The 26,972-nt window shown below is 62.5% G+C and carries 24 protein-coding genes; 16 read left to right on the plus strand and 8 right to left on the minus strand.

Annotation, left to right across the window (positions count from 1 at the left end; translation table 11 throughout):
• Nucleotides 1-36: 36 nt before the first annotated feature.
• Nucleotides 37-411, plus strand: coding sequence for a YciI family protein (locus EK373_RS07505; RefSeq protein ID WP_129643413.1), 375 nt, complete (start codon nucleotides 37-39; stop codon nucleotides 409-411).
• Between the two features lie 8 nt (nucleotides 412-419).
• Entirely contained in the window at nucleotides 420-1,682 is a 1,263-nt protein-coding gene (locus EK373_RS07510; RefSeq protein WP_129642082.1) for an RNA polymerase sigma factor, read from the plus strand.
• A gap of 74 nt (nucleotides 1,683-1,756) precedes the next feature.
• Here EK373_RS07510 and EK373_RS07515 read toward each other — a convergent pair whose 3' ends face one another.
• Nucleotides 1,757-2,344, minus strand: coding sequence for a DUF488 domain-containing protein (locus EK373_RS07515; protein ID WP_129642083.1), 588 nt, complete (start codon nucleotides 2,342-2,344; stop codon nucleotides 1,757-1,759).
• 86 nt (nucleotides 2,345-2,430) lie between these two features.
• Between EK373_RS07515 and EK373_RS07520 the strand changes: the two genes are divergently transcribed.
• The gene (locus EK373_RS07520; RefSeq protein WP_129642084.1) at nucleotides 2,431-3,189 is read left to right on the plus strand and encodes a DUF899 domain-containing protein; all 759 of its coding nucleotides are present in this window, start codon (nucleotides 2,431-2,433) and stop codon (nucleotides 3,187-3,189) included.
• A gap of 148 nt (nucleotides 3,190-3,337) precedes the next feature.
• On the opposite strand, the gene EK373_RS07525 is transcribed toward EK373_RS07520, so the two are convergent.
• A complete protein-coding gene (locus tag EK373_RS07525; protein WP_129642085.1) occupies nucleotides 3,338-4,873 on the minus strand; it encodes a cation:proton antiporter in 1,536 nt (511 codons plus the stop codon).
• 129 nt (nucleotides 4,874-5,002) lie between these two features.
• Between EK373_RS07525 and EK373_RS07530 the strand changes: the two genes are divergently transcribed.
• Nucleotides 5,003-5,608: a hypothetical protein gene (locus tag EK373_RS07530; RefSeq protein ID WP_129642086.1), complete on the plus strand. Its 606-nt coding sequence runs from the start codon at nucleotides 5,003-5,005 to the stop codon at nucleotides 5,606-5,608.
• Between the two features lie 6 nt (nucleotides 5,609-5,614).
• On the opposite strand, the gene EK373_RS07535 is transcribed toward EK373_RS07530, so the two are convergent.
• On the minus strand, nucleotides 5,615-6,163 hold the full coding sequence (locus EK373_RS07535) for an NADPH-dependent FMN reductase (protein WP_129642087.1): 549 nt from the start codon (nucleotides 6,161-6,163) through the stop codon (nucleotides 5,615-5,617).
• Nucleotides 6,164-6,176: 13 nt separating this feature from the next.
• Nucleotides 6,177-6,722: a lipocalin family protein gene (locus tag EK373_RS07540; RefSeq protein ID WP_129642088.1), complete on the minus strand. Its 546-nt coding sequence runs from the start codon at nucleotides 6,720-6,722 to the stop codon at nucleotides 6,177-6,179.
• A gap of 94 nt (nucleotides 6,723-6,816) precedes the next feature.
• On the opposite strand from EK373_RS07540, the gene EK373_RS07545 reads away from it, so the two are divergent.
• Both EK373_RS07545 and EK373_RS07550 read left to right on the plus strand, forming a co-directional pair.
• On the plus strand, nucleotides 6,817-7,593 hold the full coding sequence (locus tag EK373_RS07545) for an SOS response-associated peptidase (protein ID WP_129642089.1): 777 nt from the start codon (nucleotides 6,817-6,819) through the stop codon (nucleotides 7,591-7,593).
• A gap of 129 nt (nucleotides 7,594-7,722) precedes the next feature.
• Nucleotides 7,723-9,591: an FUSC family protein gene (locus tag EK373_RS07550; RefSeq protein ID WP_198683131.1), complete on the plus strand. Its 1,869-nt coding sequence runs from the start codon at nucleotides 7,723-7,725 to the stop codon at nucleotides 9,589-9,591.
• 55 nt (nucleotides 9,592-9,646) lie between these two features.
• Here the strand turns inward: EK373_RS07550 and EK373_RS07555 are convergent, their stop codons facing one another.
• Nucleotides 9,647-11,197 carry a protein kinase domain-containing protein gene (locus tag EK373_RS07555; RefSeq protein ID WP_157994269.1) on the minus strand — a complete coding sequence of 517 codons (1,551 nt, stop codon included), beginning with the start codon at nucleotides 11,195-11,197 and terminating at the stop codon, nucleotides 9,647-9,649.
• 323 nt (nucleotides 11,198-11,520) lie between these two features.
• Between EK373_RS07555 and EK373_RS07560 the strand changes: the two genes are divergently transcribed.
• The 6 genes from EK373_RS07560 (at nucleotide 11,521) to EK373_RS07585 (ending at nucleotide 16,816) form a co-directional block, all read left to right on the plus strand.
• Nucleotides 11,521-12,453, plus strand: a complete 933-nt coding sequence (locus tag EK373_RS07560; protein ID WP_129642091.1) for a hypothetical protein — start codon at nucleotides 11,521-11,523, stop codon at nucleotides 12,451-12,453.
• A 587-nt stretch (nucleotides 12,454-13,040) separates the two neighbouring features.
• On the plus strand, nucleotides 13,041-13,640 hold the full coding sequence (locus EK373_RS07565; protein ID WP_129642092.1) for an SAM-dependent methyltransferase: 600 nt from the start codon (nucleotides 13,041-13,043) through the stop codon (nucleotides 13,638-13,640).
• Nucleotides 13,641-13,781: 141 nt separating this feature from the next.
• On the plus strand, nucleotides 13,782-15,194 hold the full coding sequence (locus EK373_RS07570) for an MGDG synthase family glycosyltransferase (protein WP_129642093.1): 1,413 nt from the start codon (nucleotides 13,782-13,784) through the stop codon (nucleotides 15,192-15,194).
• Nucleotides 15,191-15,745, plus strand: a complete 555-nt coding sequence (locus EK373_RS07575; protein ID WP_129642094.1) for a YkoP family protein — start codon at nucleotides 15,191-15,193, stop codon at nucleotides 15,743-15,745. Before EK373_RS07570 ends, EK373_RS07575 begins: the two co-directional genes overlap by 4 nt.
• A 2-nt stretch (nucleotides 15,746-15,747) precedes the next feature.
• Nucleotides 15,748-16,323 (plus strand): polysaccharide deacetylase family protein, encoded by a 576-nt coding sequence (locus EK373_RS07580; protein WP_129642095.1) that lies wholly within the window; start codon nucleotides 15,748-15,750, stop codon nucleotides 16,321-16,323.
• A gap of 58 nt (nucleotides 16,324-16,381) precedes the next feature.
• Nucleotides 16,382-16,816: a nuclear transport factor 2 family protein gene (locus tag EK373_RS07585; RefSeq protein WP_129642096.1), complete on the plus strand. Its 435-nt coding sequence runs from the start codon at nucleotides 16,382-16,384 to the stop codon at nucleotides 16,814-16,816.
• Here EK373_RS07585 and EK373_RS07590 read toward each other — a convergent pair.
• Together EK373_RS07590 and EK373_RS07595 are read right to left on the minus strand one after the other, a co-directional pair.
• The gene (locus tag EK373_RS07590; protein ID WP_129642097.1) at nucleotides 16,795-17,514 is read right to left on the minus strand and encodes a glutathione S-transferase; all 720 of its coding nucleotides are present in this window, start codon (nucleotides 17,512-17,514) and stop codon (nucleotides 16,795-16,797) included. The two genes, EK373_RS07585 and EK373_RS07590, sit on opposite strands and share 22 nt — an antisense overlap.
• A gap of 19 nt (nucleotides 17,515-17,533) precedes the next feature.
• Entirely contained in the window at nucleotides 17,534-18,469 is a 936-nt protein-coding gene (locus EK373_RS07595; protein ID WP_129642098.1) for a LysR family transcriptional regulator, read from the minus strand.
• Nucleotides 18,470-18,583: 114 nt separating this feature from the next.
• Here EK373_RS07595 and EK373_RS07600 point away from each other — a divergent pair, with 114 nt between their 5' ends.
• The 3 genes from EK373_RS07600 to EK373_RS07610 all read left to right on the plus strand — a co-directional run bounded on the left by EK373_RS07600 (nucleotide 18,584) and on the right by EK373_RS07610 (nucleotide 24,306).
• Nucleotides 18,584-19,630 carry an aldo/keto reductase gene (locus tag EK373_RS07600; RefSeq protein ID WP_129642099.1) on the plus strand — a complete coding sequence of 349 codons (1,047 nt, stop codon included), beginning with the start codon at nucleotides 18,584-18,586 and terminating at the stop codon, nucleotides 19,628-19,630.
• A 230-nt stretch (nucleotides 19,631-19,860) separates the two neighbouring features.
• Nucleotides 19,861-22,446: a putative bifunctional diguanylate cyclase/phosphodiesterase gene (locus EK373_RS07605; protein ID WP_198683132.1), complete on the plus strand. Its 2,586-nt coding sequence runs from the start codon at nucleotides 19,861-19,863 to the stop codon at nucleotides 22,444-22,446.
• A 75-nt stretch (nucleotides 22,447-22,521) separates the two neighbouring features.
• Nucleotides 22,522-24,306, plus strand: coding sequence for an AI-2E family transporter (locus EK373_RS07610; protein ID WP_157994270.1), 1,785 nt, complete (start codon nucleotides 22,522-22,524; stop codon nucleotides 24,304-24,306).
• Between the two features lie 7 nt (nucleotides 24,307-24,313).
• Here the strand turns inward: EK373_RS07610 and EK373_RS07615 are convergent, their stop codons facing one another.
• Nucleotides 24,314-26,305 carry a lytic transglycosylase domain-containing protein gene (locus EK373_RS07615; protein ID WP_129642102.1) on the minus strand — a complete coding sequence of 664 codons (1,992 nt, stop codon included), beginning with the start codon at nucleotides 26,303-26,305 and terminating at the stop codon, nucleotides 24,314-24,316.
• Between the two features lie 101 nt (nucleotides 26,306-26,406).
• On the opposite strand from EK373_RS07615, the gene EK373_RS07620 reads away from it, so the two are divergent.
• Nucleotides 26,407-26,958 (plus strand): MgtC/SapB family protein, encoded by a 552-nt coding sequence (locus tag EK373_RS07620; protein WP_129642103.1) that lies wholly within the window; start codon nucleotides 26,407-26,409, stop codon nucleotides 26,956-26,958.
• Nucleotides 26,959-26,972 lie beyond the last annotated feature (14 nt).

Genomic DNA, 26,972 nt, shown 5'->3' on the forward strand with positions numbered 1-26,972 from the left:
ATACTGCATCGTCCTTGGTTCATAGAGGAGTTAACCATGCTGTATGCGGTCATTTGCTACAACTCGGAGTCGGTCGTCGGCGCGTGGTCGAAGGAGAAGGACGACGCCGTGATGGCGCATCATCAGGGCGTGCTCGCGAAGTTTGCTGCCAAAGGCAAGCTCGGTCCGGTCGCTCGTCTCATGCCGACCACCACGGCCACCACCGTACGCACCGGTCGTGAAACGGTGGTGCTCGACGGGCCGTTCGCCGAGACCAAAGAGCAAATGCTCGGTTTCTACCTGTTCGATTGCGACACCCTTGACGAAGTCATCGCCGCCGCGCGCGAGCTGGTGCACGAGCCCGGCTGTATGGAAATTCGTCCGGTGCAGTTCTTCGACGCAGGTGTGCTGAAAACTGCCGCCGCTGAATGAGTGCTCGCATGAGCGACTTGAGCTGGATCGACGCTGCGATCACGGGAGCGCGGCCACAGGCGGTCGCAGCGCTGTTGCGCTACTTCCGCAATCTCGAGACCGCCGAAGAGGCGTTTCAGGAGGCGTGCCTGCGCGCCTTGCAGAAGTGGCCGGTGAATGGCCCGCCTCGCGATCCGGCGGCATGGCTGATTCTGGTCGGGCGCAATTTCGCGCTCGACGAGGTGCGTAAACGCAGCAAGCAGCAAGCGTTGCCCGATGAAGAAGTCCTTTCCGATACCAGCGATGCCGAAACTGCCATGGCCGACCGACTCGACAGCGAGGACTACCGCGACGACGTGCTGAGGCTGTTGTTCGTGTGCTGCCACCCGGACTTGCCGGCGACTCAGCAAATCGCGCTGGCCTTGCGCATCGTTTCGGGCTTGTCGGTGCAGGAGATCGCGCGCGCATTCCTGGTCGGCGAAGCGGCGATGGAGCAACGGATCACTCGTGCGAAACGTCGGATCTCACAAGCCGATGTGCCGTTCGAGACGCCAGGCGCGGTGGAGCGGGCGGAGCGGTTGTCCACGGTCGCGGCGATGATTTATTTGCTGTTCAACGAAGGCTACTCGGCGAGCGGCGGTGAGTTGCACATTCGCGAGCCGCTGTGCGAGGAGGCGATCCGTCTGTCTCGGCTGCTGCTGCGACTGTTTCGCGGCAATCCGGAGATCCTTGGTCTGAATGCGCTGCTGTTGTTACAGCACGCGCGAGCGCCGGCGCGTCTCGATGCGGAACAGAACATTGTCCTGATGGAAGATCAGGATCGTCGCTTATGGCGGCGCGAGTTGATCGCTGAGGCATTCGCGCTGCTCGATAAAGCCGTTCGCTTGCAGCAGCCCGGCCCGTATCAGATCCAGGCGGCGATTGCGGCCGTTCACGCGCGGGCGCCGCGCTCGGAAGATACCAACTGGAACGAGATCGATCGGCTGTATGCGTTGCTGGAAACGATTCAGCCATCGCCGGTCGTGACGTTGAATCGCGCGGTCGCGGTCATGAAGTGCGAAGGGCCCGAGGCGGCTCTGGCCATGATCGAGCCGCTCGAGTCGGCGCTGTCCAGTTACTTTCATTTCCATGGATTGCGCGGTGGTCTGCTGATGCAGCTGAACCGCAACGATGAGGCGCGAGTGGCGTTCGACAAGGCAATCTCGTTGGCGAACACTGCGGCCGAAGCGGCGCACATTCGCACGCACTTGGATAAGCTCGCGGCTGAAGGGAAGAAGCGGCAGACGCACTAGCCGCAGCACTCTTTCAGAAACTGCTTTCCCCAGGCCCGGAATATGAAGGTCGCGCGGCGGTCGATCGGCAGCGGCTATTTCAATGGACGACCAGCCTTCGGATCGACATACGCGATCTGCTGACCGCGCAGCTCGTAAGCCTGTTCGTCCACATCGTCGCTGAACAAATCTGTCGGCTCGATCTTCAACTTCTCGCGCAGGCGCTCCATCACCTGCTCATGCGATTCGACCTGGCTGCTTGCCAGAATATGCGCAACCGCCTCGCCGCGCTTCACTAGCTCGCGTGCCACCAGGATGGTGCGGTGGCAATCGAGCGGATCCTTTTCTGCGCACATGATCGCGACCGTGTGCGACTTCGCGGCCGTTAACAGCCGGTCGATGCCTTGTCGGAAAAGGTCCGTCGCCGCGAGCTTGCGATAACTAACCCGCCCTTCGTCGTAGCACGATGGGTCTTTGCTCCGCGCCCCCAGTTCCTCGCCAAGGAACAGATACTCGATCCCTTCCTTGCGGAGCGCCTCGACTAGCGCGTCGCGCCGGAACTGCGGATTGAACCGGCTGTAAGGCGTTGATCGCACGTCGGCTAGCAGGGTCACGCCCGGGCCACTCAGCAGCTTCAGGAAGTGCCCGATCCGGTGGTTGGAGTGGCCGACGGTATAGATCATGAGCCGGGCAAAAAGTTATGACGACCCTGTCGGAATCGCGGCGCCCCGTTCGTCCTGGGAGTATCAACCCACGCCGGAGCCGTGCGATGAAGAATAACCCAATCGTGTCCCGGGAAGAGTGGCTGGAAGCCCGCAAGAGCCTGCTGCAACGAGAGAAGGAACTGACTCGCCTGCGCGATCAACTGAGCGCCGAGCGACGCGGGCTGCCGTGGGTGCGCATCGAGAAGCCGTATGTGTTCGAAGGCCCGCAGGGCCGCCGGACGCTGGCGGATCTGTTCGACGGCAGCAGTCAGTTGATGACATACCACTTCATGTTCAGCCCGGGCTGGCCGCACGGTTGCCCGAGCTGCTCGTTCCTCTCCGATCATATCGACGGCGCGCTCGTTCATTTGAAACAGCGCGACGTGAAGTTGATGGCGGTGTCGCGCGCCCCGTACTCGCAGATCGCCCCATTCAAGCACCGCATGGGCTGGCAGTTCGATTGGGTGTCCTCGCACGGCACGGATTTCAACTACGACTTCCAGGCCTCGCACACACCGCAGGACATTTCCAACAACACGGCTCATTACAACTACGAGCTGCTCGAGTATCCGGCCGAGGAAACTCACGGCATCAGCGTTTTCTACAAGGATGCCGCCGGCGAGGTCTTTCATACGTATTCGAGCTACGCCCGTGGCTGTGAGATGTTCGTGAACACGTACAACTTCCTGGATATCGCCCCCAAGGGGCGCGACGAGGGGGCGTTCGAATTCCCGATGGCCTGGGTCCGGCACCACGATCGCTACGGCGCCGATCCGGTTGGGTCGAGCGTCACCCACGACATTCGCGACGAGGAGACCGCCTGATGTGCCCAGCATGTTTTGCCGCGGCAGCATGGATTGCCGCAGGAGCCAGCTCAGCCGGTGGATTGACGGCCTTCGTCATCACTCGCCGGCGTTCCCGCAAGAACGCGAAGGCGGAGCAGCGTCCGTCGACTGCAGAGAAGAAGGCCGACTAACTCTCGACCAATTCCTGCGGCGGCGTCACCGCGAGCTCGGCCCAGTCGAGCTCCTGCTCCAGCGCGTGAAAGACATCGTCGTCGATCGCGCCCTCACTTCGCAGCTCCGCGAGCTTGTTGCGCTTGGCCGCGATGTTATGGCGGCGCACGGCATCGAACTCGCTCACGTCGCGAGGATGGCTGCCCGCTTCGGCGATCTTTCTTTCCTCTTCGTAGGTCTCGCGAAGGCGAGCTGCCACGATGTCGTCTCGGTCCGCCATGCTGTTGAGCGCCGCGTCCAGCAGCAGCAATCGGGCCGCCGCAAGTTCCTTGGCAAAGGAGCGATCGGGCGGAAACGACAGGTGGCGAATCAACGGCCGCAGCGTCAGACCCTGCACGACCAACGTGCCGAGCACGACTGCGAAGGCGCTCAGCACGATCAAGTCGCGTTCCGGAAATGTGCCGGGCAGAGACATCGCGGTCGCCAAAGTCACCAGCCCGCGCATGCCACACCACGAGACGAGCACGGCGTGGGCGTTGCTGCTGAATGTCGGCTTGCCACGCTTCGATTTCACGAAGGCGCTGGTTCGCATATACAACATCACCCACGCGAATCTCACCACCACGACGACGCCGAACACGATGCCGGCGAAACCGCAGGCTTCCCAGATCTCGGCGGGATTCAACCGGCTGAGGATCTCGCTCGCTTGCAGGCCCATCAGGAAGAAGGCCAGCACATTCAGCAAGAACACGACGGCCTCCCAGACTGCGTAGGTGTGCACTCGCTCGCGAGGCGGCGTCCGCGTCGGCACGATGTGGGCGACCGTCATGCCGTGCGCAACTACGCAGAGAATGGCCGATAGGTGTAACCGCTCTGCAAGGATCCAGGCGCCGAAAGTGGCCACGAAGGTCATCAATGTCGAGCTCAACGTGCCTGACATCCAACGCATCATCCACGCGAGCGTCGCGCCGATCGCGATGCCCAACAGAATTCCTCCGGGCACGGCGAATGCGAGTTCGGGAATCGCGTGAGTGGCCGGCCTATCGGAGGTGGCGATGTTCACAGCCGCGGCGAAGATCAACAGGGCCACGCCATCGTTGAGCAGGCTTTCGCCTTTCAACACGCTGACCATGCGGCGAGGGATCTCGGCACGGGCGAGCATGGCGGCAGCGGCTGCTGCGTCGGGTGGAGCAACGATGGCGCCGAGTGCGATCGCCGCCGCGAGCGGCATTCCCTGGAGTGCAACCGCAGTCCAGGCGACGGCTGCCGTGGTCAGGATTACTGCGACTCCGGCCAGTGCCACCAGCGGCCGCCAATTTCGGCGCAGCTCTCTCGGCGGCAAATCGAACGCCGAATCCAGCAACGCCGGCGCGATGAACAAGGCCAGCGCCAGCTCCGGCTCGATGAGGAGATGCGGCGCCCAAGGCAGCAGCGCGATTACGACGCCGGCCACGGCCAGCATGGTCGGGTAGGGAACAGCGAAGCGCCGGGTCACCTGCAACAGCAGGATGGCGACGAACAGGAGCACGAGCAAAGTCTCGAAAAAAGCCATGACGGTGCAGTGCTCCGGTTTAAGGGCGGTCACATTCCAAAGTGCAGGCCATCTTGACTCTAATTTTATGAAGGCCGCTAGAGGCGCCGGTACAGTGGCGACCTGTATTCCAAAAAACAGGGTGGCCGGATGATCAACTCACCGCGGGTGGCCAGGGTTCTGATGACGGTAGCGATTGCTGGCGCGCTGGGAGCGTGTGGCAAAGCCGAGCCGCCGGTCCAAGCGCCTGCGCCGAGCCCGGTCAAACTCACTGCGGGCATGCAGGACATCATGAGAGACATGATCGATCCGTCTGCGGACTTCCTATGGGAATCGGTCAGCACGACCGAAACTGCAGAAGGTGTCGAGGAGAAGCAGCCGCGCACCGATGAGGAATGGGCCGAAGTGCGCAAGCACGCGATCATCCTGGCCGAGGCTGCGAATCTGCTGCTGCTCGATGGCCGGCATGTCGCGCGCGAAGGCAAACAACTCGAAGATCACGGTACGCCAGGAAATTTGACAGCCGAGCAAGCCGAAAAAGCCATCGCGGCGGATCGCGCAACGTTCGTGGGCTTCGGCCAGGCGTTGCACGATGTGGGTGTTCAGTTCCTCAAAGCTGCCGAAGAGCGCAGTCCGCAAGGAATCATGGACGCCGGCGAAACCATGGATCAGGTGTGCGAAGGCTGCCACCTGAAGTTCTGGTATCCCGGTCAGGTCATTCCGCCGCTGCCGGACCAGGCTCCCGAAGAGAAGTAAGCACCGCTATTTGAAGCGGCCGATCCAGGTGTCGAAGTCGTTGAGCATGGAGCTGAGCAGTTTGCTCGTGTCTTCGCTCACCAGCTTGCCATCGCCATCGAACAGCTTGCCTGCCTCTGCCAGATAGACCTCCGGCATCGGCATCACCGGAACGCCGAGGACGGACAACGTCAGGCGCAGCTGCTGATGCGCACCCATCGCGCCGAGCTTGCCGGGGGTGAGCGAAATCACGGCTGCGGGCTTGCCGCGCCAGGCGCTTTGTTTTGGCGGGCGCGAGCCGACATCGATGGCGTTCTTCACACCGCCTGGCATGCCGCGGTTGTATTCGGGCGTGATGAACAGAATCGCATCGCTGCTCTTCACTTGATTGCGGAACGTGGTCCACGCCGGCGGCGGCGTGTCCGTTTCCAGGTCCTGGTTGTATAGCGGCAGCTCGCCGATGCGGATCTCCGTGAGCTGGAGCGATGGCGGCGCGATCTCGACGATCGCCCGAGACAACATGCGGGTGTACGCGCCTTTGCGAAGGCTGCCGACGATGAAGCCGACGTTGGTCATGGAAAGCTCCCGGTCAAGGTTGAGTCTGCGGCACGCGTCGAAGCAAGCTCATGTCGTAGCCGAGCGCGCGCACTCGGTCTGTCAGCGCGTCGTATTCCACCGCCGAAATGCGCGGGGTGCGCGCCATGATCCATACATAGTCCCGCTGCTCGCGGGCAATGATGGTTTGTTGATATTGCGAATCGAGGTAGACGATGACGTAGTCCGCCTGCATCGGCCAGACGAACTGCATGCCCCACTCGGCGTTGCTCCGAGTGTCACGGACGAAGCCCTTGGGCTGATAAGTCTTGCGCGGCCCGTCGGGCGAATCCTGATTGAACGTGAAGGTCGTGACGATCGTGCCGTCGGAGCGCAGCCGGTACGATTCGACGGCGTTATAGGCGCCTTTCTCCAGGAAGGTCGGAATGTGAGCGATGACGTACCAGTCGCCCATGTACCGAGGCAGGTCCACGCTCGCCACCGGCTGCAGCGGCGGCCCCGGCGGCGTCGCCTGGCACGCGGCCAGCGACAGCGAGCTGGCCAGCAGCGCGCACTGGAGCAGCAGGGAGATTCTCTTCATGATCCACCCATCTTAGTATCGAATCGCGCCGGGTCGCCATTCGTTCCATTGCGGGATTCGGCGGGATTCGAGGCTCGGATGTTAGGATGACGCCATGTGTGGTCGTTATGTCTCTCCCGAAGAAGCCGCGATCGAGCGCGCGGTCGAAATCCAGCGTCGCAGCTGGGCGTCGCGGTTTCGATCGCAGGGATTGTTCGGCGTGCGTTACAACGTATCGCCGACCGATCCCGTGCCGGTCGTGCGCGTGGTGCGCGAATTCGAGGGTCAGCGCGAAGGCGCTCACCTGCGTTGGGGTTTGATCCCGCACTGGGCCCGCGGCAAGGCCATGGGCAACACCATCAACGCGCGCATCGAGACGCTGCAGACCAATTCATCTTTTCGAGATGCCTGGCGGCGGGGGCAGCGCTGCCTGGTGGCTCTATCCGGCTTCTATGAATGGCAGGCTCAGCCGCCGGACTGGCAAGTCGCTGTGCCTTACTACATTACCGTCGTCGATCAGGATCCCTTCTTCCTCGCCGGCCTGTGGGATCGGTCAGTGACCGACTCAGGCGAAGTCATCGAGTCCTGCACCGTCATCACCATGCCGGCGAATGAGTTGATGGCTGATATTCACAACTCAAAGAAGACTGCCGGCAAGCGCGTGCTCCTGCCGCAGGAAGACCGACGCATGCCCGCGATCCTCGCCCAGGAAGATCACGAGACCTGGCTCACAGGCACGCCCACCGAAGCCTTCTCGGCGCTCAAACAGTTTCCCTCCGGAATGATGTTTGCTTATCCGGTGAGCAATCTGGTCAACAGCAACCGCAACGACGGCCCGGACTTGATCAAGCCTCGCGGCGAAGAGGGCGGGCAGTCGGATTTGTTTAGCTAGTCGATCGCCGCCGCGCCGGGCTTCAGTCATGGCGCCCCCCTGATACCAATATGCAGCATCTATTGGTATAGGCAGACATGCAACGAACCACGCGTAAGCCATGCGTGAGTTCGCCATATTGGTGTCGGCATGTCTCAATCGAACTCTCAGTCTCCCACCAGGCAAATTCTTCGTGGTCTGTTCGAGCTGCGGCCGGCGCCGGCGGGGCGGGTGTGGTTTTCGTTGCGGGCGGCGCTGTGTATGGGGGCGCCGATTCTCACTGGCTGGCTTGCAGGTGATACGTCTGCGGGGTTGATGGCTTCGATCGGTGGGTTCACGGCGCTGTACGGCAGTGGGCGTCCTTACTTCAGCCGCGCGATGCAGCTCGCAGTGATCGCGTTCGCTTTCGCGTTCAGCGTGGGCATCGGAATCTGGGTGGCCCCGGTCGGTTGGGCGGTGGTCATCGCAGTCGCGGCACTCGCGATGATCGCGACCTGGTTGAGTAACGCGCTGCAGATCGGGCCGCCCGGCGCGTACATGTTCGCGCTTGCATGTGCGGCCGGCACGGCGATGCCGGCAGCGCACATCGGGCCGGTGGGAGCAGCGGTGTTAGTACTCGGCGGCGGAGCGTTCGCGTGGGTATTCCATATGGCCGGCGCGTTGATCTCCTATCGCGCACCCGAGCGAAGTGCAGTGACCGCGGCGGGCAGAGCAGTGATCGGCTATATCAACTCGGTCGGCAATCCAGAAGAAAGCGCAGCTCGTTTTCGCGCGGCCTTCGCTTTGCATCGGGCCTGGACGACGTTGGTGAATCATCAGCCTTCGCAAGTGCCTGCTGTCGGTGCCGTCGCGCGGCTTCGCGCTTTGAATCGGGAGATACATCTGCGCTTCGCCGAGGCAATGGGCGACGCGAGTCGTCATCAATCGCCGCGCCCGCAACTCACCGAAGATCTGCACAAGTTCATCGGGCAGGTGCGTGATCCGCAAACTGTCCCGGCCCTGGATGGGAACGCCATCCCGCTCGGTCATCCCAGCGCCGGCGCCGCAATGCTCGAAGCGCTGCAGCCTGGCTCCAATCCAATGCGCGTGATCGTGCGTGTGGGTGTCGCCGCCGTCCTCGCCGGTGCGCTTACGTCGATATTTCATTTCGAGCGCGCGTACTGGGCAGTGGCCGCGACCGTGCTGATGTTGCACCAGGGATTCGATTGGATGCGCACGCTCCAGCGAAGCATCGAGCGACTGCTGGGCACCTGGATTGGCTTGCTGCTCGCCGGCGCCATTCTCATCATTCATCCACAAGGCGTGTGGCTCGCGCTGACGATCATGGCGCTCCAGTTCACTATCGAGATGCTTGTGACGCGCAACTACGCGCTCGCGGTCGTGTTCATCACCGGCGCAGCGCTGACGATCGCCGCAGGCGGCCATCCCGTCGAGGATGCAGGCGGTTTTCTGTGGGCGCGAGGCATCGATACGTTGGTGGGATGCGTCCTCGCGCTGATCGTGTTTCGGCTGCTGCCGCCTCGCTCTACAGCACGTCAGATTCCAGAACAGTTGGCGCGTGTGTTGCGATCTGTAGCAGAGACGACGGGCCATCTCGCTCGCGGCGAAGTCACAACGCCCGACGCCAGGAAATCCCGCCGCGCATTGCAACTCGCGAGCTTCGCACTCAACCACGCTTATGAAGACAGCTTGGTGGCATCTCGCTCTCAGCGCTCTGCCGCCGAGGAGCTGTGGCCGGTAATCGCGGCCGTCGAACGTCTCGCCTATCGCGCACTCTCAACGTGCTGGGCCATCGAGCAGCTTGGCGGTGGTGCAGCCCGAGAAACTGCGGCGTCGATGTTCGTCAACGATGGAGCCGCGCGAGTGCGTGGAGCGATCGACGGAATCATCTCGGCGATCACGCAAGGCGGCGCATTGCCGGCCCTGCCAGCACTGCCTCATGTGCTGGAGATGGAGCTGGTCGATCTGCACCATTGCTTGCAGCGATATTCGGGGGTCACTGGAGCGGTCATCTCCTGAGCAGCGGCGGATAAATGTAACGCGCCGCTTGATCAGAGCGACTCAGAATCGGCAGTCATTGATTGCCTTGCGCATCGATGCCGGCATCGAGCGATGGTGCCGGAGCTTGCAGCGATGCCTCCGGCTCGGGCTCCGATTCCACCGCTGAGCTTGGCAATTGTTCCGGCTCTGAACGCGACAATGCCTCAAGGCCGGGCGCTGACTCCGAGTTCGACTCTGAGTCCGGGTCCGGCACTCGCACTGTCTGCAACTCCGGCGCCGACTGAGGCTCAGGCTTCGCCAGGGCCGTCGCGACCCAGGACATTTCTTCCGGCGGTGGAGCTTCGGCAGAGATGGGGCCATCTGCACCTCCTGTATCGGAAGGCTCCACCTTTGCTGCGGCGGACGCGTCCGCTCCCGCTAACTGTGCTTTCAGCGCGGTGACCGCGGCGGACAGCTTTGATTCCCAAGCAGGGTCCTTCCAGACGGCGTACCCCGTCGCCGTCAGTCCGGCGCCGACCAACAACAAGCCGCCAAAACGAAACGACCGCTTCGAGCGTGGCAACTGCATCTCCGCCAGCATCTCGTTGTACGATCGGAAGCGCTTCCGCGGCGATGTCGCCATCGCTCGCATCAGCGCCTTTGCATAGCGTTTCGGCAGGTCGCGACGAATCGAATCGATCGGCTGCACCGCGCCGGTCGGCAAGGTGCCAGCCAATAGTTCATACAGCACCACACCGAGCGCATACTGATCGGTGCGCCAGTCCACCTTCTTCGAACCGACGCGCTGTTCCGGCGACATGTAATAAGCCGTGCCGAGCGTCACGCCGGTCTGCGTCATCTGAGAATCGCTCGAGGCCCGCGCGATGCCGAAGTCCATCAGCTTGACCGTGCCATCGTCGGCCAGCCAGATGTTCTCCGGCTTGATGTCCCGGTGCATGATGTAACGATGCGCGTAATCGAGTGCATCGATCAGCTGATGTGCGATGTCCGTGACCTCGGCAATGCGGAACGCGCGATTCTTCCTGCGATACTGTTCGATCTGATGGCGCAGCGTGTGACCTTTCAGCCGCTCCATGGACAGGTAGTAGATGCCGCCGCTGGTGCCAACGTCATGCACGCGCACGATGTTGGGATGAGACAGGCTGCAGGAGACTTTTGCCTCGGCGAGGAAACGATCCTTGGCCGCGCTGCTGAATTGCAAGTCGTGCCGCAACACTTTGATCGCCACGTCTTCACCTTTCAGACGATCGCGTGCGGCGTACACACAGCCCATGCCCCCTTCCCCGAGCAATGCGCCGATCTCCAGACGACCCGCGATGACTGCGCCGGGCTCCATGCGAACGAATACATCTGGGGAAGATGCAGAGGACTGCATCGTGCCCGAGCGGATCACAGTCGCCGGCGCTTCATCTGATTTCGCGCGGTGGCCTGTGCCGGTGAGCATTTCATAAGCCTTGCCCAACTCGGCGAGCTCGGCGCCGTGGGCGCTGCGCTCTTGTTCGGACTGCGCCGACATGAGCTTGTCCTGTAGCACAGCCAGCCGTTCGCCATATGCCTGTGCCACTCTGACTCGATCCTTGTTGTCATTCAGGCCCAGCAGGGCCAGCGCCGCTTTCTTGTTCATACCCGAGAGGTGTCCGCGTGATTCGTGCCCCGACTCGGTCTCGCGGGACGATGGTACTGAACGCGAGGCTGGCATCGCGTGGACGAACGTTCGCGGCTGTGACACGAGAGGGGGAGGCTGACCAATCATCCAAGTTCGAGCGGCGGTCAACTTTGGTTTCATGCGCACGGTGAGGCGCATGCTTTTGAGAACTGCGTCTGCTAAACCTCGAGCTTTCGGCAATAAGCTTCCAATCACTTCCTTCGGCGAACTCGGAGCATTCGCCTCGTCAGAACGTCCGGTCCTGCATCGCAGATACTTGTCAGGTCAGATGAGTAGTTCGAATGTTCGCGTCGAAAACCGAAATCGTCCTGTACAGCGTGCTGGCGGTCGGAATATTCGTCGGGCTCCATTTCGATGTTTCTGTCTGGCTGCTGATTGGCTTTGCCACCTTGATCGGAGTGGTCGATAGCTCGCTCGGGCGGCGACGGAAGGGCGAGCAACGCAAAGGCACACGAGCGCTCGGCCCCAACGTGCAGGACTGGGCGTTGCTAGGTACGAGCCTGGCATTCTGTGCGGTCGCGCTATTGCTTGTGACGCACGATTGGCGCGCCGCTGTCGTCACAATCACATTCTTCGGTTCGTGCGCACTCGTCTTTTGGACGAACATCCTTCGCAAGCGACGCGAGAAGCAGTGGCAGGGAGCAACGGTAAAGGTCGCGGGCCGCGTCAATATCTATGCGAAAGGCGCTCACATGCCGGCGATCGCGTTCGGGTGCATGTTCGTCGGATCGGTCTGCTGCTTCATCGGCATCGACTATCCGCTGCTCTTTCGGCTGCTGGGCGCGTTCATCGCGTTGGTCGGTGTCGGTGTCGGCGTCGCGATTGCGCTTGCGCTCGGGTTCTACCGGCGCCAGTACCTGCGCTTCGATCCCGACGCAATTACGTTCGGCGAACGCACGTACCGCTATCAGGTCGGCTGGGACAACATCGCAGACGTGGTTTCGATCGAGTATGCGGACAACCCCTTCGTCGGCATACGACTGTGCAATGCCGAGATCGTCACGATCGACCCCGGGCAAGAGACGGAAGCCTTCCGCAAACACGTCGCGAGCAACCGCGCACTCATGAACGTGGATGTCTTCATCGCGCCCCGCAATTTCGGCATCGATGGAACGGTTCTCGCCGCCGCGCTGGCTCGCTATGCGACCAACCCGTCCGCGCGCGAGGAACTGCAACATCGCAGTATTGCTGCGATCAGTTCCCGGACTGACTGATCCGTCTGCCACCGAAGCGCGCAAAGAAATGGTGGGCCCGGCAGGATTCGAACCTGCAACCAAGGGATTCACTGTGGTCCCGATGTTTCCAAAGGGAGTGGACTATCTCTTCACCCGCGCCTTTCGAACACTCGACCGAAGCCGGATATTCGAAGTGAGCGGTGGGGTGCGGGACGCTCCAGCCTGTTATCAAGGGCGCTCGGATTCGTCGCAGGACCGAAGTCCCGGCATCGAACCCGCCCTCAGGTAGTCTCTGCACCTTCCGGCGGTGTACCGCCGGCTTGGCTCAGGGTTGCCACGCCGTCCCCGCGAGGAGAGGCGGAAGGGTTCCCTGAATTCATCCCGTCCACTTCGTGGCTTTCGCACACGAAGGCACCTTTTATCGATGAGTCCCCTGCACTAACCGTTGTGCTACAGGCCCATATCGTCGAAGCGCGTAATTCTAGCAGTGAGTCGCGCCAGCGCCCAGATATCCACAGAAGCGGTGGATAACTTCTTGATAACCGAGGCTTGACTTCACGCATCTGCGGCGGAAGATGGCTCGGGCGTTGGATTGATCGTTCGGTGATCATGTCGGCGGAGGTTGCTTGCGACCGTCTAACCAAGTGCCGCACCCTGCACTCGCGCTATTGGGGCTAATACTGCTGGCGCTCTGCCAGGTGGCCGCCGGCTCCGAGGTCGAGCCGACCAAACCCAAGCGCAAGCTCGACGTCTGGTACGTCGCCACGCCGCATGAAGTGGTCGACCGGATGCTCTACGAAGCCAAGATCAAGGCGACCGATGTGGTCTACGACCTCGGTTGCGGTGACGGGCGCATGGTCATCGCCGCCGCCAAGCAGTTCGGCACACGTGGCGTCGGCGTGGATCTCGATCCGGCTCGAATCCGAGAAGCGCGGGCCAATGCCAAAGCGCAGGGCGTCGAGCAACTGGTCACATTCCGAGTCGGCGACATGTTCGAGACCGATCTGCGCGAGGCGACGGTGGTCATGTTGTATCTCTTGCCCGAATTGAATCGCCGTCTCAAACCGAAACTGTTTGCCGAGCTGCGGCCGGGCGCGCGCGTGGTCTCGCACGATTTCGACATGGGCAAAGACTGGCCGCCGGATCGTTCGGTCAATCTCGGCGCCGACGGCATATATATGTGGGTGATGCCGCCGCTGGCTGAACGGCCTGCGCCCAAGCATTGAGCGCACCGCTCATCACGACTGAAGTGATTGAAAATGAACAATGTCCTCATGCGGTGCCCGGAACCGAGGACTACGATGGGGCATTCAAAGGAGTAATGTTCATTGCACGCCCGGCGGCGCCGCCGGACATCGGAATACGGCATGCGCCTCGATCTACCCAGTTCAGGATCGCACCCCGCTCACGAAGCATTCGTATTTTCTGACAACGATCAGCCGATATCTCACGACGGTCCGCCGCTTCGAGTGCTGTTGCTCACGTCGGGTCTGGGGTTGGGGCACGTGCGGGCCGCGCAAGCGGTCGCGGCGGCACTGCAGGACCAGGCCCAGGTCGCCACCGTCGATTTCTGGTCGCTGATGAACGCCGGCGCAGCGCGCGCCATCCATGCGACGTATCTGGATCTGGTGCAAAACCACTCCGATTTGTATGAGCGTCTGTATCACCTGGAAGCCGGGACGTGGCGCCAGGTGTTGGAGAGTCGTTCCGGTCCGCCGCGCGCCGTGCTCGAAGTACTCGAATTGATAGCTTCGGTTGCTTCGAAGGAGGGGCAGAGCATTCCGCGAGGCGGCCGATATGCATCGGACAAGCTGTTGTACTCGTTGCTGTGCGCGTCGATGCCATATGACGGTGACAGTCTTGCGGGCAATGGCGTGCGCGCCCGGCTGGCGCTCTGGAAATTCACGTACCTGCGTCTGATCCGGCGCCTGGAGCCGGCGATTCGAAAATTCGCGCCGGATGTGATCATCAGCACCCAAATGATTCCTGCCGCCATGACGTCCTATTTGAAGCAACGCGGCAAGGTGCAGGCCTCGATGATCGGAGTACTGACGGATTTTGGCGTGCACGATTTCTGGAAGCAGCGCGGTGTCGATCGCTACTGCGTTGCGCACCCGTCCATCCTGGAAGGGGATGGCTCGTCGACAACCTCGCGGGCAGTCGTGACCGGTGTGCCGTTGATGCCGGATTTCGCGTTTCCGCTGTCGCAGGCAGAGGCGCGGCGTGCGATTGGCTTGCCGGAGGATGCGCAGGTCGTGCTGGTGCTCGGTGGCGGCTTGGGGCTGAGTGTGGACTCGGCGGCGATGTCGCTCTTGCAGCGTCCGGCGTCGACGCACGTCATCGTCATGCCCGGCACCAATAACAAAGCGCGTGCGGTGCTGGATCGGCTCGCGGCCCAGCATCCGCAGCGTTTGAAAGTTTGCGATTGGACCGATCGCATGGACATTTATCTGCGCGCGTCCGATGTGGTCGTCGGCAAGCCGGGCGGAATCACCGTCGCCGAGGCGCTGGCCTGTGGCCGGCCGCTGCTCGCGACGCGTTCGCTCGGCGGGCAGGAAGGCTTCAACGTCGATTTCCTCACGCGACACGAAGTCGGCGGCCTGGTCGCCGATGGCGAACTGCTGGACCGAGTCGATGCACTGCTGCGCGATCGGGATGTATTGCAGAATATGCAGCGTCGCGCGTGGTTGCTCGGTCAGCGCGACGGGGCGACCAAAGTGGCGCAGCTGGCGCTTGACCTCGCCTCCGTCAACCGGGCAGTGGCTCAACAAACTCCATGAAGGTAATGCATCGGCTCGCGCAGCGCGCGCTCGGCCTGATCGACGCGTGGTACTACCGGCGCTACAAATTGAAAACGCTGGGGCCGGTGCTGTTCGTCGGCCGCTCGCACTATCGCGGGCCGGAGTTGAAATTCGACGATGGCACGCTACTGCGGGATAACGACGTCATCGGCCGGCTGCACTTCAACAATGCGAGCATCGCCGCCTTGGGCGAGGGATCGATGCACCGGGTCGGGTTTCGTTTTGCCAAGCTGATGCGCGAATCGCTGCGGAAGCTCGCGGAGGCAGCGCATAACGATCCCTCGTTGGCCGATGTGCGGGTGTTTCAGGGCACGACTTGGATTCCCGCGCACGGCGAGGTCGTCGGTTTCGTGAGCACGCCGATGCCGAAGACGTGGAAGACGCGATTGCTCGCGGCGCATTTCAAGATGCTGATGTGGGTGTTCGCGCCGGCGGCGCGCATTCGCAATCGCGAGCAGGCGGAGCCGCGCCTCTACTGGCTGACGCGAGAGGCACTGTCGCGCAATCTGGATAAATTGAAGGTCGGCTAGCGATGTGCGCCAACCGCGTCTATCTCACGTTCGATGACGGGCCGGATCCCGAGTGGACGCCGCGCGTGCTCGACGCGCTCGAGCAAGAGGGCGTGAAGGCAACGTTCTTCGCGATCGGCCAACAGGCGCAACGTTTGCCCGATCTGCTGCGACGAGCTCACGAGGCTGGGCACGCCGTTGGCAATCACACGTTCAGCCATCGGCATCCGTGGTTCATGTCGCAACGGGCTGCGCGAGCACAGGTGCGCGATGGGGCAAACGCGATCAGCGATGTGCTCGGTGTTCAGCCCGGGTTCTATCGCCCGCCGCACGGTCGCGAACGCGCCTGCATGAGTGACGAGGCGCATCGCTGCGGCGAGCAGGTCGTGCTGTGGAATGTCAGCGCCATCGACTGGGGCCCGCTCGGAGCGGCCGATGGCATCGAGAAGCGACTCGACGCGGTCAAGGCCGGTGACATCGTGCTCATGCACGACGGCCAGAACAAGCACAATCGGCCGGACCAGCTGTTGAAGATTCTTCCGCTATTCCTGCGCAAGTTGTCCGATCGTGGCCTGCGTCCGGCCTTGTTGCCGGCATAACGGCCAGTACCATGCCTCATCGGCAAGGGATGAGGTGCTCAAAGTGTTCAAGAAATGCATGGCTGTTCTGCTCGCGTGTTTCGCTTGGGCAGCAGCTGCGATCGCGGCGGAGATTCCGGCGGACTTGCGCAAGGCCGTCGACGATTACGATCACGCGCAGGTGAAGGCGGATGGCGCCGAGCTGCGCCGCCTGGTCGCTGACGATTACGTGCTGGTCAACAGCAGCGGCAAAGTGCAGAACAAGTCAGAGCTGATCGCCGACTATCTCTCGCCCGGCTATAAGATCGAGCCCTTCAAAGTGCTGGAGCCGGTGGAGAAGGCCTGGGGCGACGGCGCGGTCATGGGCGGGCTCGTCCATCTCAAAGGCACATCGGAAGGCAAGCCGTTCGCGCTGACGCTGCGGTTCGCGGACATCTGGGCCAAACGTAACGGCAAATGGCAGGTGGTTTACACCCACGTGTCGGTGCCGCCTCAGCCATCGAGCTCCGGGTAATGCCGAAACAAGTCGTCGTCGTTGAATGCGAGGCGTCGGCCTGATTCGGCGTAGCGCTTGATGCGCGGGCGGTCGAATACGGCGTCGTGGAGTTTCAGCAATCGCGGATGTTTGCGCAACGCCTTCGCCGACGCCTTGGGAAGCGCGTAACGAATTCCTGCAACGACCTGTGCGAGTGACAGGTCCGCATAGGTGACCCGGCCACCGACGAGCCACGGGCCGGCGGTTCGATTGCGCGTCAGCACTTTCTCGAAATAGTTGAAGAACTTCGGAATGCGATGCTCGCGGAAATCTTCGGCGCGGCGCTTTGCGGCTGCCTTCTGGTCCTTGTAATAGAGGCCGGCCGCGATCGGGTGATGCGTGTCGTGCGCTTCGACGACCAGGTCGGCGACGGTCAGTTGCAATTGGTGCACCCAAAGTTTGCCTGCTTCATCGCGAGGCGCGAGCTTCAACGGTCCGCCGAGATACAGCAGGATGTTCGAGGTCTGGCCGATGAGCTGCTTGCCCACTTTGAGGAAGGGTGGCGCAAACGGCGGGTGCGGCACGCGCGGGCCTTCGAGAAATTTGTTCATGGCGGCCACGCCGCCACCGGGCTTCAGTGCGATGTCGATGTACTCCGCGCCGCCTTCTTCCAGCGCCAGCCGGACGAATTCGCCGCGCCCCTGGATGCCCGGCCAGTAATAAAGCTCGTACACCATGACGATTCCTCGAGTAACGTCACTTCTTTGAAGACTTCTCGGCCAGGTATCGTTCCCACGGCGGCGTCTTGCCGAACTGCTGACTCAGGAACTCAACGAACGCTCGCACTCGCGGCAGCACCATCCGCCGCTGGGACATGACTGCATAGATGCCGCTGTCTGGCAGCTGATAATCAGGCAGCACGACCTTGAGCCGTCCGGCACGCAGGTCTTCGCACACGTGCCAGGTCGAATGCAGCGCGATGCCCAGGCCGCCGATGGCGGCGTCACGAATGACCTCGCCGAGATTGCTTCGCACACGGCCCTGCAGGCGTACGTCCGTCTCTTTCCCCTCCGGGTCGCGCAGTTTCCAGACGTTGGGCGATTCGCGATGCGACGACATGAGCAAACATTCGTGCTTGGCGAGGTCTTCCGGCTTCTTCGGCGTGCCATGACGCCGCAGGTAATCCGGCGATGCGCAGAGGACGCGCCGATTTGCAGCCAAACGAGTTGCCACCAGCTCGGAGTCCTTCAGGGCGCCGATGCGGAGGGCGAGATCGAGGCCTTCACTGACGAGATCGCGCATCTGGTCCGACAGGTCGATGTCCAGACGCAGCCGAGGATGGCGCGCCATGAATTGCGGCAGCAACGGCGAGATGTACTGGCGACCGAACGATGCCGGGATCGTGACGCGTAGGGTGCCCGCGATGCTCTTCGCGTTGTTCGCAAGACTGCTGGTCAGCACGTCCAGTTCTTCGACCAGGTGACGGCCTTGATCCGCCAGCGCGACACCTTCCGGCGTCGGCTGCAGCTGGCGCGTGGTTCGGTGTAAGAGCCGAACGCCCAAGCCGCGCTCCAGCCGCTTAAGGCGTTGGCTAGCTACTGCGACCGAGAGATCCAGGCTGCGAGCGGCGGCGCTGATCGAGCCGAGATCGAGCACGCGCAGGAACAGGTTCAAGTCGCCCAAGTGGTCCATGATTCTCAACGAAACGTAGAAAGTGCTGGTCGATGCGCGTGGTTTTAACACATCGGCCGCACGCCTAACCTGCGATCCATGGTCTGGGGGCGACCCCTACGTTGGAGAGCAGGCATGGAATATCGATTCTTGGGTGCGTCGGGCTTCAAAGTCTCGGCGCTGGGCTTTGGCGCGGGCACGTTTGGCGGCAAAGGACCGCTATTCAGTGCGTGGGGCAATACCGACGTGGAAGAGGCGCGGCGGCTGATCGATGTGAGCCTCGATGCGGGCTTGAACTTCTTCGATACGGCCGACGTGTATTCGGACGGAGCGTCCGAGTCGATCCTCGGCGCCGCGATCAAAGGGCGGCGGGATCGGGTGGTGATCTCGACCAAGTTGACCTTGCGTGCCGGTGAAGATGCGAATGCAGTCGGCGCGTCGAAGTATCACCTCATCCGCGCGACAGACCGCGCACTGCAACGCCTGGGCACGGATTACATCGACTTGTTACAGCTGCATCACTTCGATGCGATGACGCCGGTCGAAGCGGTGATGTCCACGCTCGACGATCTGGTGCGCGCCGGCAAGGTGCGCTTCATCGGTGCTTCAAACTTTTCGGGCTGGCAGTTGATGAAGTCACAAGCCGCCGCGGATCGCTACGGTTACTCGCGCTTCGTTGCCAACCAGACGTACTACTCGCTGCTCGGTCGTGACTATGAGTGGGAGCTGATGCCGGCGGGACTCGATCAAGGCATCGGCGCGGTGGTGTGGAGCCCGCTCGGCTGGGGGCGCTTGACGGGTCGCATCCGTCGCGGTCAGCCGCTGCCGAAGTCGAGCCGTCTGCACGACACGGCCAGCATCGGTCCGCCGGTGGATGACGAGCGGCTGTATCGCATCGTGGATGTGCTCGATGAAGTTGCTGCCGAAACCGGCAAATCGGTCCCGCAGATCGCGTTGAACTGGCTGCTGCAGCGCCCGACCGTCTCGACGATCCTCATTGGTGCGCGGGACGAGAAACAACTGCGTGAGAATCTCGGTGCGATCGGCTGGAAGCTATCGCAAGAGCAAATGGCGAGGCTGGATGCGGTCAGCGCGGTGACGCCGCCGTATCCCTATTACCCGTATTGGAACGGGCAGTTTGCGGAACGCACTGCGCCACCGGTGCCGGTCGGCGGCCGATAAGTTAAATCGCAGCGCGAGGCCAGGTTCGGATGGCCGGCAAAGCGAGACTTGCTGCTCAATCCAATCGAGTTCCTACAGACCAGGGACAGAGCCGGTGGCACATTGCCGGCTCTTAACTTACGTAGTGATACTGGATGGAGCTTCCTCCAAGCCGAACCGATGGGATCGACTCTGGCGAAGGAACATCGAGTCCAGTTCCTGGCGCGCGCCCGGGCCGTTGGCGGCCGGGCATGGCCTGGCGCGTGGCCATTGGCTTTGCGGCGGTCGGCCTGACGGTCATCGTCACCAATATTTCCACCCAGCAGAGCGCCCGGGAGGCCCGGGAAAAGGTTCGTGAGCTGCTGGTTCAGCACGAGCCGCTGGTGCGCGCCACCGAATCCCTAGCTGCGGCCGTTTCCATGTACGAGCGCGCGGTCATCGATCAAAGCGAGACCAGCACCATCGCCCAACAGCCGGTCAAGGCCGCCGCCCAGCGCATGACCGAAGCCGCCGCCGACTACCAAGAAGCGGCCTCGCGTTTCTCCGAAGATGATCGTCCCGCGCCTGCATTCGCCGGCGAGCTCAATGACTTTCTGAAGTCGGGTGACGATCTTCTGCGCACCAGTGTGACGCGTCGTTCTCGAATGCGCGACTACTGGGCGCGCTTCGAGACGTTGGAAACGAGCCTCAATGCGCCGCAGGCGAACGCAGTGCGCTTCGCGGGCGCGGTGTTCGCGAGCGAAAAGCTAATGGATTTATCGCGCACGCTGTCCAGCGTTCGTGAGCAGGTCAGCGCCGCTGCGAGCCTGTCGTCGCCGCGCTCGTTGCAGCTCATCATCGCGAGTGAAAATGCATTTCGCGCCCGACTGCAGCAGCACTCGGCCGAGCTGGCGACGTTGCACGGCCAGGCCTGGCTCGATCAGGTGAAGGACAATTTCAACAGCGTGGTGGCCGGACGGCGAGCTGCCTTCGCCAGCATCGAAACGTTCAATGAGCAGTCGGTGACGTTTCGCGATCACGCCGCCGAGATTTCCGGGATGGTCGTGACGAAGCTCGTGGAGCCGGCGCGACGAGCGCTCGCCGATGCCGATCAGCTGGCGGTGCAAGCGTCGGACCGGGCCGATCACCGGCTCGGTTGGGCGAGCGGCATCGCGATGCTGTTGTTGATCGGCATTGCAGTCGTCACTGTCACTGGAGTGACGGCGCCGGTTCGTCGCCTGACCGACGCGACCCGTCGGTTGGCGGGAGGCGCGGTGAGAACTCGCGTTGTCCGCGGTGGCGTGCCCGAGCTCGACACGCTGGCCGAAGCCTTCAATCAGATGGCCGAGCAACTCCAGCAGGCACAGAACGCCGTTCGGGTGCACCAGCTGGAGCTGGAAGCGCGAGTCGATGAGCGCACGCGCGAGCTGAATCATCTCGCGCACCACGATCCGCTGACCGATCTGCCGAATCGCCGGCACTTGCTCGCGCATCTGGACGAAGCCATCGATCGTGCGCGTTTGAGAAATGGTCGACTTGCGCTGCTGTTCATCGATCTGGATAACTTCAAGACCATCAATGACAGCATGGGTCACGCGTTCGGCGACCGCGTGCTGCAGGCGGTGAGCGAGCGGCTGCGCATGAACAGCCTGTTCTCGCGCTCGTTCAGCGCCCGCCTGGGTGGCGATGAATTCACGGTTGTTTGCGAAGAAGTAGATCAGCTAGGGGATGTCGAGAGGCTGAGCCGCTCAGTGCTGGAGGAATTCCAGCGCTCGCTGAGCGTCCACGGCCGCGAGCTACGGATCAGCGTAAGCGTCGGCGCGTGCATCTTTCCGGATCACGCGTCCGACTCTCATGCCTTGTTACGAGCGGCCGATTCGGCGTTGTTCCGCGCCAAGGCGTCGGGTCGCAATTGCTGGAGTCTGTATGCGCCACAGCTGCTGGAAGCGGCGTCGTCGCGCTTCAAGGTCGAGCAGTCGCTGCGGCGGGCGGTGGAGCAGGGCGAGTTCGAGCTGCTCTATCAGCCGGAAGTTTGCTTCGAAACATTGGAGACGCACACGGTCGAGGCGCTGCTACGCTGGCGCCAGCCCGATGGCAACGTCGTCTCTCCCGCGGATTTCTTCGAGGTCGCCGAGCAGACGGGGCTCATCGCCGACATCAGCGACTGGGCGCTGCGCACGGCCATTCAAACGGCGGCGGTGTGGCACAGCGGCCCCTGGCCCAAGGCCCGCGTCGCGGTGAATATTTCTTCGCAACAGCTGATGAGCGCGAGCTTCGTCAGCCGTTTGCAGTCATTGCTGAAGCAGTATCAATTGCCGGCGCAGTGTCTGGAGATCGAGCTGACCGAGAATGTGTTGCAGACCGGTGCGAACACCATCGCGACGCTGAAGCGCTTGCGCGAGCTCGGCATCAGCATTGCGCTGGACGATTTCGGCACCGGCTATTCCTCGCTGACCTCGCTGGAGCGGTTGCCGCTGACCCGCGTGAAGATCGATCGCAGCCTGGTGACCACGATCGATACCGGTGGCCGCTCGTCAGCCATCATGCGTTCCATCATCGGCCTGTGCCACAGCCTCGGCCTGCAGGTGACGGCAGAAGGCGTCGAGCGGCCGGCGCAGCTGGGCGTTCTGCTGAACGACCGCGGCGTGCAGGTCCAGGGCTATCTGGTTTCGCGGCCGATCAATGCGGCGACGGTGCCAGTGTTCATCGATCAGGCCCGTGCGCATCTGGAACAATTGATGATCGGCGCGCCCGCGCCGGTCCACGAAAACGAGTCGAACACGACCCGGCTACGTACTTTGCGAGCGTCCACTGCGCGGGGCTCTCGCTCAGCCAGGCCCCCTGCCGACGAGAAATGAGGAACCCGCGCCTGCGGCGCGGAGTTTCTGCAACGTCGTCTTTTCTATCAGCGTCCCCGCAGGGGCTGAATTCACGTGCCGCAGAATCCATTACCCGCACGATTGAACGGTCCGTGGGTCACTTTGCTCACGCTCGTGCTGGTTGTTGGGATCCTCTACACCGGCAAGGAAGTGCTGTTGCCGATGGCGCTGGGCGTCGTGCTCGCCTTCGTGCTCACGCCGCTGGTGCGCCAGTTCGATCGCATGCATCTGCCAAGATTTGCCGGCGTGGCGCTCACCATGGTGCTGGCGCTGAGCGCGGTTGGCGGCATGGGCTACGTCGTGTACGACCAGTTCGCGCAGCTGTCTGGCGAAATCAGCCAGTACACCTCATCCATGCGACGCAAGCTCAGTCAGTTGCGCATGGGGAACGACGCCGCCATTCAACAGTTCACTCGCACGCTGGATCGGGTGACCGATCAGTTCTATGACGATCCCGATCAGCGCAAGGCGCAGCCGGTGCGGGTGGTGCCGACGAAATTGCCGCCAACGCAGCGCCTGCGCGAATCGTTCAGCACGATCTTCGAGCCGGTCGCCAGTGCGTTCATCGTGATCGTGCTGGTCGCGTTTCTGCTCGGGCAACGCGAAGACCTGCGCGATCGTTTCATACGCTTGATCGGCGCCGGCAACGTGACCATGACCACGCGCCTGATGAACGAAGCGGCCTATCGGGTCAGCCAGTTCCTGGTGTGGCAGACGCTGATCAATGTCGGCTTCGGCATCCTGGTGGGCTTGGGGCTGTACTGGATCGGCGTGCCGTATGCGGCGTTGTGGGGCGGCATGACGGCGCTGCTGCGTTTCGTGCCGTACGTGGGCACGGTGCTCTCGGCGTTGATGCCGGCATCGCTCGCGTTCGCGACGTTTCCGGGCTGGTCCGAAACCGCGGAGACCCTGGCGCTATTCCTCGGGTTGGATTTGATTACCGCGTACTTCGTCGAGCCGGTGGTATTTGGTTATCGCACCGGTGTTTCTTCGTTTGCGCTGTTGATCTCGGCGCTGTTCTGGATCTGGGTGTGGGGCCCGGTGGGATTGCTGCTCGCCACGCCGCTGACTGTCTGCATCGCCGTGCTGGGGCGGCACGTGCGCTCGCTGCGTTTTCTCGCCGTCATTTTCGCCGACGAGCCCGCATTGCAGCCTCATGTTCGCTTCTATCAACGCTTGCTGGCGCGCGATGAGGATGAAGCGGGCGTGCTGATCAATCGCATGCTGCACGAAGTGGGGCCGCTCGCCGTCATCGACGAGGTGCTGGTGCCCACGGTGACGTTGGTTCTGAGTCATCGCGAGCAGAACGAGATCAGCGAGGACGACACGGACTTCGTGCTGGATGTGGTCGCCGAGACCTTGCAGCAGCTGCCGAGCATCGAGAATGTGCTGATGCCGAAGACAAACATCATCGGTTTGACGGTGCGCGCGCCGGCGGACCAGTTGGTGCTCGAAATGTTGCGTACGGCGTATGGGCGCGACCGGATTGCGTTGATGTCACCCGAACTGACTGCGGAAGAAGCGCTGCGTGCCGCGATTCGGCAGGCGCCCGCGATGATTTGTATAGCCGCTGCTGCCTCGACTCGTGGATCGGAACTGCGCAACTATTGTCGCCGTATCCGCAGCGAGCTCCCCGAAACGCGAATCATCGTGATGCGTCCGCAGCTCCCGGACGATGAAGCGCCGCGTTCCATCGAGCGCTTCCGTGAGGCCGGCGCGAATTGTATGGTGGTTGACGCGAAGCAGGCGGTCGCGGCGATCGATCGTCTGCTGGCCGCGAATGCCGAACCCGAGAACGCAGAGCCGACAGGTAAGCGCCAGCTATCGGCACAGGGCTAGTAAATAATCAGGTGTCCTCTTCGGCGAGGCCGAGCACCGCCGCAGCGCTCAACGGTGCAATCCGCACCAGCCAGTTGTCCACCTTCTGCGGCTCGCCGGTCTTGAGCCACGAGAACACCACGTTGTGCCAGAGAATGCGCTGCACGTAGTTGCGCGTCTCGTTGTAAGGAATGTTTTCGACCCAGATGTCCGGGTCCAGCGATTCGGGCGGCATCCAGCGCGCTGCTGCATTCGGGCCGGCGTTGTAACCGGCCAGTGCCACCATCGTCTGCCCGCCGAAACGATCCACCAGTCCACGCAGGTTGGCGGCGCCGAGCGGCACGTTGATCACCGGATTGAACAGGTCGTCGGGCGAAGGACGCGGTTTGTTCCATTTGCGGGCGGTGCGCCGGGCGGTCTCTGGCAACATCTGCAGCAGGCCGCGCGCTCCGGCCGACGAGTACGCATCGGGACGGAACAAGCTCTCCTGACGCATCACACTGTAGATCAGTTGCGGTGAGAGGCCAGTGAGCTTCGCGGCCGACAATACTTCCGCGTCGTACGGCTGCGGATACAACAGCTGGTAATCGTTGAACACTCGCTGCTGAGTTGCCGTGGCGATCGCTTGGTCGTACCAGCCCCAACGCGCGGCCAGATGAATGGATTGCGAGCGCGCCGAGTCCATCAGTTGCTCGAAGCCAAAAGACCATTCGGTGTTGGCCTGATTGCGCATGTCGCTCAACAAAAGCTCCCGCGCGCGCACCATCGGCGGCAGTTGTTCCATGCGCTCGACTTGCGCCTGATCGAGCGGCAGCTTTTCAGGATGCGGCGATACCGGCCGATCGAGCCTGGCGCTGGCCATGATGGAATAGAAGTTATCCTCGGCCAGGACAGACTCATAGAGCTGCCGCGCCAGCTGCGGGTCGCCGTTCTTTTCGGCGGCGCGCGCCGCCCAATAACGCCAGCGAGCCAGCGAGCGCTGCTGATCCGGCATGGCGGCGATGATGTTGCCGACCAGTTTCCAATCGCCGGCCCACAGCGCCGCCCGTGCGTGCCACTCGCGAGCCATGTCATCGAAGTCTTTGAGCTGCACGCGCTTGAAGTAATCGAGCGCCTCTTCCGCCCGGCGGTCCCAGGACAATCCAAGCGCGAGCGCCAGCGCATACGGACTGGCCGTTTCTTCTGTGAGTTTGCGCGCGCGGATGAATCTTTCGTAGCGACTCACCGCAGCGTCACGATCGACGCGCGCCAGCCGCTGCCAGCCGGCCAGTTGCGCCTTCGGTTCGATGTCCAATGCGGGTGAGGCGATCAACGCATCGATCTGCCTTTGCGGATTTTCCAGCAGCGCTGCCCAACGCAGCAGCGGTGCCGCCCGATCAGCTGGCAACTCTGCGGCGATTTGTTTGGCGAAGCTGTGATTGTTGTTTTCCAGCGCGCGACGCACGCGTTGCTCGATCAGCTCGGGCGTCAGCGCCTTTTGGGCACGCATCCATGTGAACGCTTGCTCACAATCCGGCAAGCTGGCGGGTGTCAGCCACTGCCGAGCGATGTCCAGCGACAGGTCCTCGGTTTGTCCGAGCGCGATGCGGGCGCTGAAGCTGTGACAACGCAACGAATCGCTGGCCGACGCGTCATTGTAATGTTGCATGAACGGTTGCCACTGCTGACGGGCTGCGAGGCTCGACAACCACGCGCCACGCACATCGCGTCCCACCGGCTCGCGTTCATAGTAGGAGATGAATGTTTCCGCGCTCTGGTCGGCCGGACCGAGCTGGTTGGTCGCCTCGCCCAGGGCGCGCTTGATACGCGCTGCCTGCAAATAGGGATACAGCGGGTAATTGCGTAACGCCTCGCTGTCCTTCTTCTCATCGGCCGGCTGCGTGGTCGCCTGTTCATACGCCGTTTGGAAAACTTCCCGGGTCCGCTTGAACGGATCCTTGGCAGCAAGCGCGGTGCCGCCAGTTAGCGACAGCAGGGTCAAGGCGAGCAGCGACAATTGGATTGGGCGGAAACGAGTCATGAGGGTGAGATTAATGGCAAATGCCGCGGCTGGCCATTGCAGCAGCCACTTCAGCACACCGCATCAGAGGAACCCTACGGCCGAGTGCAACGTTCCTGGCCATGGACCTGTTCGTCACCTTGGGCGGACACCACACGGTGCTGCCGTCGCTCGAAGCCACGCTCCGCGTCTTGTTCGCGGTCGTGGCTGGCAGCCTCATCGGGCTGGACCGCGAGCTGCGTAACAAACCAGCCGGTCTGCGCACGCATATTTTGATATCGCTCGCGGCTGCTTTGTTCACTTTGATCACGTTCGAGCTGCACGAGCAGTTCACCGGCGACAACAGCAGCAAGACGGCCGATCCGGTTCGTATCATCGAGGCGGTGACCGCCGGCGTGGCGTTTCTGGCCGCGGGCGCGATCATTCAGAGTCGCGGCAACGTGCACGGCCTGACGACCGGCGCCAACATGTGGCTCGCGGGCGCGCTCGGCGTCGCGTGTGGAGCCGGATACTACTTCCTCGCCACCATCGGCACCGGGTTCGCGCTCATCGTGCTCGTCGTGCTCGCAAAGATAGAGAAGCGGCTGACCAGGCGGGCGGCTGACGAGATTCCAACGCCGGTCGAAGGCGAGCAGCGCTCCGAAAGGCGCAAAGCGGATAAACCCCACTTCTAGTGGGCGCGTGCCCG

This window comes from Peristeroidobacter agariperforans, from assembly GCF_004138335.1.
Classification (GTDB): domain Bacteria; phylum Pseudomonadota; class Gammaproteobacteria; order Steroidobacterales; family Steroidobacteraceae; genus Steroidobacter; species Steroidobacter agariperforans.